This is a genomic window from Glutamicibacter sp. BW77 (genome assembly GCF_002332285.1).
GTDB classification, from domain to species: domain Bacteria; phylum Actinomycetota; class Actinomycetes; order Actinomycetales; family Micrococcaceae; genus Glutamicibacter; species Glutamicibacter bergerei.
In genome coordinates this window covers 40,957-47,494 of record NZ_NRGT01000071.1, presented here as the reverse complement: position 1 = coordinate 47,494, position 6,538 = coordinate 40,957, and the positions used below count along the sequence as shown (strand labels likewise).

5 protein-coding genes are annotated in these 6,538 nt (G+C 55.1%); 3 read left to right on the top strand and 2 right to left on the bottom strand.

Annotated elements, in window-relative coordinates:
- Nucleotides 1-324 precede the first annotated feature (324 nt).
- Together CIK74_RS12315 and CIK74_RS12310 are read left to right on the top strand one after the other, a co-directional pair.
- Entirely contained in the window at nt 325-1,977 is a 1,653-nt protein-coding gene (locus CIK74_RS12315) for a thiamine pyrophosphate-binding protein (RefSeq protein WP_096256509.1), read from the top strand.
- Between the two features lie 41 nt (nt 1,978-2,018).
- Entirely contained in the window at nt 2,019-3,104 is a 1,086-nt protein-coding gene (locus tag CIK74_RS12310; protein WP_141392946.1) for an endonuclease/exonuclease/phosphatase family protein, read from the top strand.
- Here the strand turns inward: CIK74_RS12310 and CIK74_RS12305 are convergent.
- Both CIK74_RS12305 and CIK74_RS12300 read right to left on the bottom strand, forming a co-directional pair.
- Nucleotides 3,101-4,408, bottom strand: a complete 1,308-nt coding sequence (locus CIK74_RS12305) for a D-arabinono-1,4-lactone oxidase (RefSeq protein WP_096256507.1) — start codon at nt 4,406-4,408, stop codon at nt 3,101-3,103. The two genes, CIK74_RS12310 and CIK74_RS12305, sit on opposite strands and share 4 nt — an antisense overlap.
- Nucleotides 4,405-5,595, bottom strand: coding sequence for an alanine racemase (locus CIK74_RS12300; RefSeq protein ID WP_096256506.1), 1,191 nt, complete (start codon nt 5,593-5,595; stop codon nt 4,405-4,407). The genes CIK74_RS12305 and CIK74_RS12300 overlap by 4 nt, the downstream gene beginning before the upstream one ends.
- Before the next feature lie 133 nt (nt 5,596-5,728).
- Here CIK74_RS12300 and CIK74_RS12295 point away from each other — a divergent pair, with 133 nt between their 5' ends.
- The gene (locus tag CIK74_RS12295) at nt 5,729-6,508 is read left to right on the top strand and encodes a hypothetical protein (protein WP_096256505.1); all 780 of its coding nucleotides are present in this window, start codon (nt 5,729-5,731) and stop codon (nt 6,506-6,508) included.
- Nucleotides 6,509-6,538: the final 30 nt, after the last annotated feature.

Below are 6,538 nucleotides of genomic sequence, written 5' to 3'. Positions count from 1 at the left end.
TTGAACTGTGACCGCCATAGCCGATAAAATGCTAACCGCCTTTCTGCTCGTGATGGTCTTGGTACGGCTAAGGCGTTGGGTAAACGGTTCGAATATTGTTGATTTGGAAGCCGATATTTCACGTCGGCTTAAAGATGAGGAACTCTCAAAATGATCTCGAGCTAGCGCGATCAAGGATTTGTACCTTATTCTTATACCTGTCAGGGACCGCCTCAAAAAGGTTCCGGCGCTCTCAAAAGGGGCGATACCCGTTGCTAATAACAACCGGTAACGGCAGACATATATGGAATTTTCTTCAACTCCTTTTTAGGAAAAGAGTCCATTATGTCCAGCGTTTCAGCTGCCATCGCCCATGCCCTTAAGCCAATTGCGCCACAGATTTTTGGTCTCATGGGCAACGGCAACGCACACTTCCTCGACGCCGCAGTTCGTGCCGGCTTTGATTACACCGCGGTACGCCACGAATCTGCAACGGTTTCCGCGGCAGATGCCTACTTCCGAATTTCCAATCGTCTGGCGATTGCTTCGACCACCTACGGCGCGGGCTACAGCAATGCCGTCACCGCGCTAGCGGAGGCCGCCGCAGCGCGCACCCCGTTGCTGCTTGTCACCGGAGATGCGCCAACCACGGGTCTGCGCGCGTGGGATATTGATCAGGCGGCCATCGACGCAGGAGTCCGAGCAGTACGCTACGTGGTGGATCGCCATACTCCGGGTGCCACCGCACTAAAGGCCGCCGCTCACGCACTACGCGAGCAAATTCCCGTGGTTCTTGCCATCCCGTATGATCTCGCACCGGTATCAAGCCTCGAAGGTGAATTGCCAGATTTTGCATCCCTGCGTAGCACCCCTCCAGCACCAGAACTGAACATCTCGCAGATCAGCGCCATCACCGAAATCTTGGCTGGAGCCCAGCGTCCGCACATTCTTTATGGTCGCGGAGCCATCGAGGCTGCCGCCGAGATCACTGAACTTGCCAAGTGTCTGGGCGCTACGACCTCCGGAACCTTGCTGGCCCGAGATCTGCTGGACTACCCCTATGATCTGGGTATTACCGGAGGTTTTTCCACGGAACGAAACGCGCAAATCATTGCGCAGTCTGATGCCGTGCTGGTACTTGGCGCGGGACTGAACCAATTCACCATGCGCTTTGGAGAGCTAATTAATGCGCAGGCGAAGGTGGTGCAAATTGATTTAGCAGCCACCGCAACAAATTCCCGCGTGGATTACTTCGCCACAGGGGATATCAGGGCAGCAATCCGTGGCTTGCTTGATTGCTACGACGGCCAGAAATCTGCATGGGCTTCCTCGGTAGACCTTAGCTTGGTGCGCGCCCGCCCTCTAGGTGATGAGCTTGCCGCCGATGGCCTACTTGATCCACGCCGCGTAGCTAGTGAACTGGAGAAAATTCTTCCCCCAAACCGGGTGCTGGTGCAAGATGGGGGACACTTCATTGGTTGGGGACCCATGTACTGGTCAACTACGGGCGCTAGGTCGTTGACCTGTGTTGGTACCGCTTATCAGTCAATTGGTCTAGGCATTGCTTCGATGGTGGGAGCCGGAGTCGCGGCCGAGGGACGTACCGTAGTGCTGGCCGCCGGGGACGGGGGATTCTTGATGGGACTGGCAGATCTGGAGTCGATAGTCCGCACTATTAGCAGTGGCGTCATCGTCATCTACAACGATTCCGCCTATGGTGCAGAAGTTCACCAGTATGGCTCAATTGGTCTTCACGAGGACCCCATGCTCATTCCAACCGTCGACTTTGCGGCACTGGCTAGCGCGGTAGGAGCCACTGGTATCCGGGTGCAATCCGTGGCTGATCTTGCAAAGGTTCAACAGTGGGTACAGCACGGATCGAAGGGCATTTGTCTGGTGGATGCGCGCATCTCACCGAACGTTCGGGCACCTTATATGGAAGAAGTGCTGGAGGCTAACGCCAAAGCCGCCGCGGCGCAGTCATCACAATCCGATTAAGATGCTGGAAAAGTAGTACTGATCCGGCGTAGGGTGGCAGAGTGCGCAAAGTTTTAGCAGGAACGGTAAGCCTAGGTTTGGGAGCGCTTTTACTGCTTCCCGCCGCTGGCGCAATTGCCGCCCCCTGGGAAGCGCAAGATCCGCGCCCTGCGCCGAGTCAAGAACCCTCAGAGACATCGCTGCGCATCGCGACCGTCGATACGCAGATTTCCCGCGAAATCGACGGGCAACTAGCCACCGACCTCTTACAAGGCGATGATAGGCAAGCGGCGCTAGCGGCGGATAGTATCACCGCAGCCAATGCTGATGTTGTGGTCTTGACCGGTATGGACGCAAATGAGCAGGCCGTCGAAGTATTCCAAGATCGCTATCTTAATAACCCGGATGATGCGCGTGCGGATGTCGAGTACGACTACGTGTACTTAGGTGTGGGGTCCAAGGGTAAGCCCAGCGGAGCAGACCTGAATGGGGATCGAATTGTTGGTGGCCCCGAGGATGCTTGGGGGCAAGCGGATTTTGAGGGCCAAGGATCCGTCGTAGTGCTCTCCAAATATCAGATCACCCCTGACCAGGTCACCAGCGTCTCGGAATTCAAATGGGACCAAATGCCCGAGAGTCGTCTTGATGACTCTGGGCTCAGCGGGGCGTTGGCAGCATCAATTCCTGTAATGAGTAGCGGGCTCTGGGATATTCCCATTGAGTATCGTGGAAAACAGGTACATCTGATCGCGGTCCAAACCGACGACAACTTCGCTGGATACTCATTCGCCGAATCACGAGAACTGGACCAACTGCGTGTGGTTGACGATTACCTAAATGGCAAAAAGTACCTGCGCGACGACCAGTCCAAGAAAATCGATGGTGTTGGGAATGCCCCGTACATTGTCGCCGGAGTACTAGGTCAGCAGCCATCCTCATTGACTGCTCGTGATGGTTTACTGAAACAGATAAACCGTCCGGACGCCATCAGCGATTCGGGAAATTACCTTGTTCCAAACTCTGCTTGGCAAGTACTTGGGCAGGGGCATATTGGCGACCGGGAGCCGGCACAGGCTCAATCCGTGGACGGCCCACCTCAGCTTAATAATCCTGACCCTGCACTAATTTGGACCGACGTTCAGTTCTAGGCTTCGCCCATTAGCAGGCGTCTAAGATACTTGTTGAGGAATAAACCTCTAGGGTCAACTGCAGTACGTACAGTTTGAAAATCACCAAAACGCGGATAGCACGCAGATAAATCTGCTGCGCCCAGAGAATGTTCTTTGCCCCAGTGGGGGCGCCCGTCAAACTCGCGCAGTATCTTCTCCACCTCAGGAAAGTACTGTGGAACGTCATCATGGATATATTGATGCACTGCAATGTATACGCTGTTTCGTCCGCTGGCGGTGCCTAACCAGGTGTCGTCTGCGGCCGCTGTTCGAACCTCTACGGGAAACACCACCTGAGCGGGAACACTATCCAAATACGAGCGCAGTTGAGCGAAAGCCGAGGTGAAGTTCTCCAGTGGAATAGCGTATTCCATTTCGGTGAAACGAACGCGTCGGGGCGAGGTGAACACCTTGTCCCAGCGGTCGGTGTACTCCCTATTTGAAAGTACAGAGGTAGCTAGGCGGTTCAGCTTCGGGATCCACTGCGGGCGTAATGCGCCGAGGGTGCTAATTCCTTGCAAGGCACCATTTGAGACCAGCTCATCGTTGACCCATCTGGAGAACGAATTCATTCTTGGTAGGCTACTGCCCGCTGCTAACCGTGTATTAGTTTTGACAATCGCCCGCTTGGTGCCGGGGAACCAGAAAAATTCCACGTGGTCGTTCTGTTTGGAACGGTCGATAAAGTTTTGTGCTATCTGCTCGATGTCTTCCACCCGCTCTACCGCGTGCAATAAGAAATGCGGGACACAACGCAACCTGACATGTGTGATCACACCCAGCGCGCCAAGGCTTACTCTGGTGGCGTGAAAAAGTTCGGGGTTTTCCGTCGCTGATGCTCGCTGATGAGTCCCATCGGCGAGCATGATACGAATCCCGGTGACGGCACCACTAAAACCAGTGAAACCAAGACCAGTCCCGTGCGTTGAGGTGCTAATAGCACCAGCAACGGATTGCCGATCGATGTCGCCCATGTTTTCGAGAGCCAGATTAAATGGTTCAAGTAGCCGTGGAATCTGCCATAAACGGGTACCAGCCCGGAAGGTGACTTCATGGGTGAATGCGTCGACTTCTTCGATTCCTTGAAAACCGTCAAGACTCACTAGTACTCCGTTGGTTTGCACCAATGGAGTAAAAGAATGCCCGGCGCCGACGGTACGCACCGTCAATCCTTGATCCGCGGCAGCGCTAAAAATCTGCGGAAGCTGCCCCGGATCTGAGATGCTATGCCACTGGGCCGGAGTCGCGGTGACGGTCCGTGAAAAGTTGGCGAAGCGCCTCACAAGAAAGCCTTTCCCTCGCCACGGTAGGTAGGCCAGTCATCGACTATCTGTCCCTTTGAATACACCGCTAGCCGATTGACCCGTTCGGCCGGTTCCCCGGCTTTGGCGTGACGTAACCAGATCGTGTCGCCAATCTTGAGTTTACTGGCGGCCGCTCCCTTCAAGGGGGTCTGCACCTCGCCAGCGGCTTCCATCTGCAGATACTTCAGTTTCTTAGGCCAGGCAATCTGTGGCAACCGGCTCTTGCCCGCTGGCCCGGAAGCAACCCAGCCGCCACCAAGAATGGTGACGACATCGGGTTCGGGACGACGTACGACACTAAAGCCTAAATATAGGGCGGGGGTGGGCCGAAAGTATCTAAAGGAATCAAACAGCGCCGGGGCGAAGAGTCCAGAGCCGGCAGCCACTTCGGTAATCGCGTTCTCTCGCGCGGTAGTTTCAAGGGAACCGGTGCCCCCGGCGTTAACGAACCGGAGGTTCGTCACCTCGTTGACCAGCCTGATCGTTTCCCCTCGACGTTCGGCCAGTTCAGCAGCGCTGCGTTTACGGATGTTGCGAGCGAGCAGAGCTTTGAGTCCCAAACCGCCATCGGGAACCGAAGCGATCTGCGATTCGTAGCCCATGAGTCCATCAACTTTAAAACCCTTACGCTTAACTACCTGCTGAGCCAACGCTGCCACGTCCTGGGGATCGTGTAACGGCGAACGAGCAGCGCCCAATCGGAAAGTAGCTGTTGGGTAGTAGGAAGCATCAAGTTCTAGAGCTACCTTCAATTCCTGATGCCCCACGGCGATCTTGTCGATCAAGTCTAATTGGTCGGTATCGTCGATCATTACCGTGATCTCTTGTCGTGCTTGTTCGCTAGTTGCCCATCTGCTGATGGCCGCTGGGTCTGCCTGCGGGTAGGCCACAACCAAGTCCTTGTAGCCGTGGCTTGCTAACCAGAGGGCCTCGGCAAGCGTGAAGCATAAAATACCTTTAAATCCAGGTTGCTCCAGAACTCGGTCTAGTGCACAACGCACCCTGAGGGACTTGGAAGCCACCCGGATAGGTAGGTTTTGCGCCCGTTCGCGTAGGGCGATCAGGTTATTATCAAACGCTTCTAAATCGAGCAAGGCCAACGGGCGTTCACCCATTCCAGCCTTATCTAGTGCCTGATTGTAGCGTTTGGCCTGTGCATTCTTCATAAACCAACTCTTGCACCGCGGTCCAGACGATTCAAGGGAAAAATCTGCAGGATTAGAGATTCAATAATTTTGCGGTGAAAATCCGGCATTTTCTCGGGAACTATCAGGCTCGAGCCATTAGTCTGGGTACATCATGAGCAAAGATCCCATTTCGATGACATTTATTGATTCGAGCGGCAAACCGCGCTCGGCCGTTCAAGACGCCATCATGCGGGGCGTTGGTGTGCAAAGACCCTTGGTGCTGGCATACCTCAAGCGGCTACGCGCCAAAAATCCGCAGGCCTCAGCCGCGGAGCTGGCAAAGACCGTTGAGCGCGACTATCTAGTAGTGGTTACAGGTTCAGGTGCTGCCGTCGGCGGTACAGCTGCCGTACCAGCGGTTGGTACCGCGGTGGCGCTTGGGCTTTCTTTGGCTGCCACCCTTGGGTTCTTAGAAGCCTCTGCGCTCTATGCGCAGTCTTTGGCAGAGCTGCACGGTATCGCCATTGATGACCCCGACAGGTCTCGTTTGCTGGTCATGGGCGTACTGATGGGTGAAGAAGGCAGCTCGATGATCTCCGCATTGACAAGTCAAGCGGCGGGACGAGGCTCTGGACCGGTGCAGGGCTGGGCGCGATCTTTTGGATCTCATAAACCCGCTAGTCTGGTGGCAACGGCGCAGAAGAGCCTGCAGAAAAAATTCATCCGCAAGATGGTCGGTACCCAGGGCGCGAGTATGCTCGGACGTCTGGTTCCCTTTGGCATCGGAGCGGTAATCGGCGGAGCAGGCAACCGTTATCTTGCCAAGAAGGTCATTGAAAACGCAGCGGTGGCCTTCGAAGGAATCGATACCATCTCAGCGGGACAACGGGAGTTAGATGACCCAGATATTCTCGATACCGAGATCGTGGAGAAGAAGCGAAAGCGCAAATAGTTTTACGCTGAAAAACAAGCGTAAGTGTTT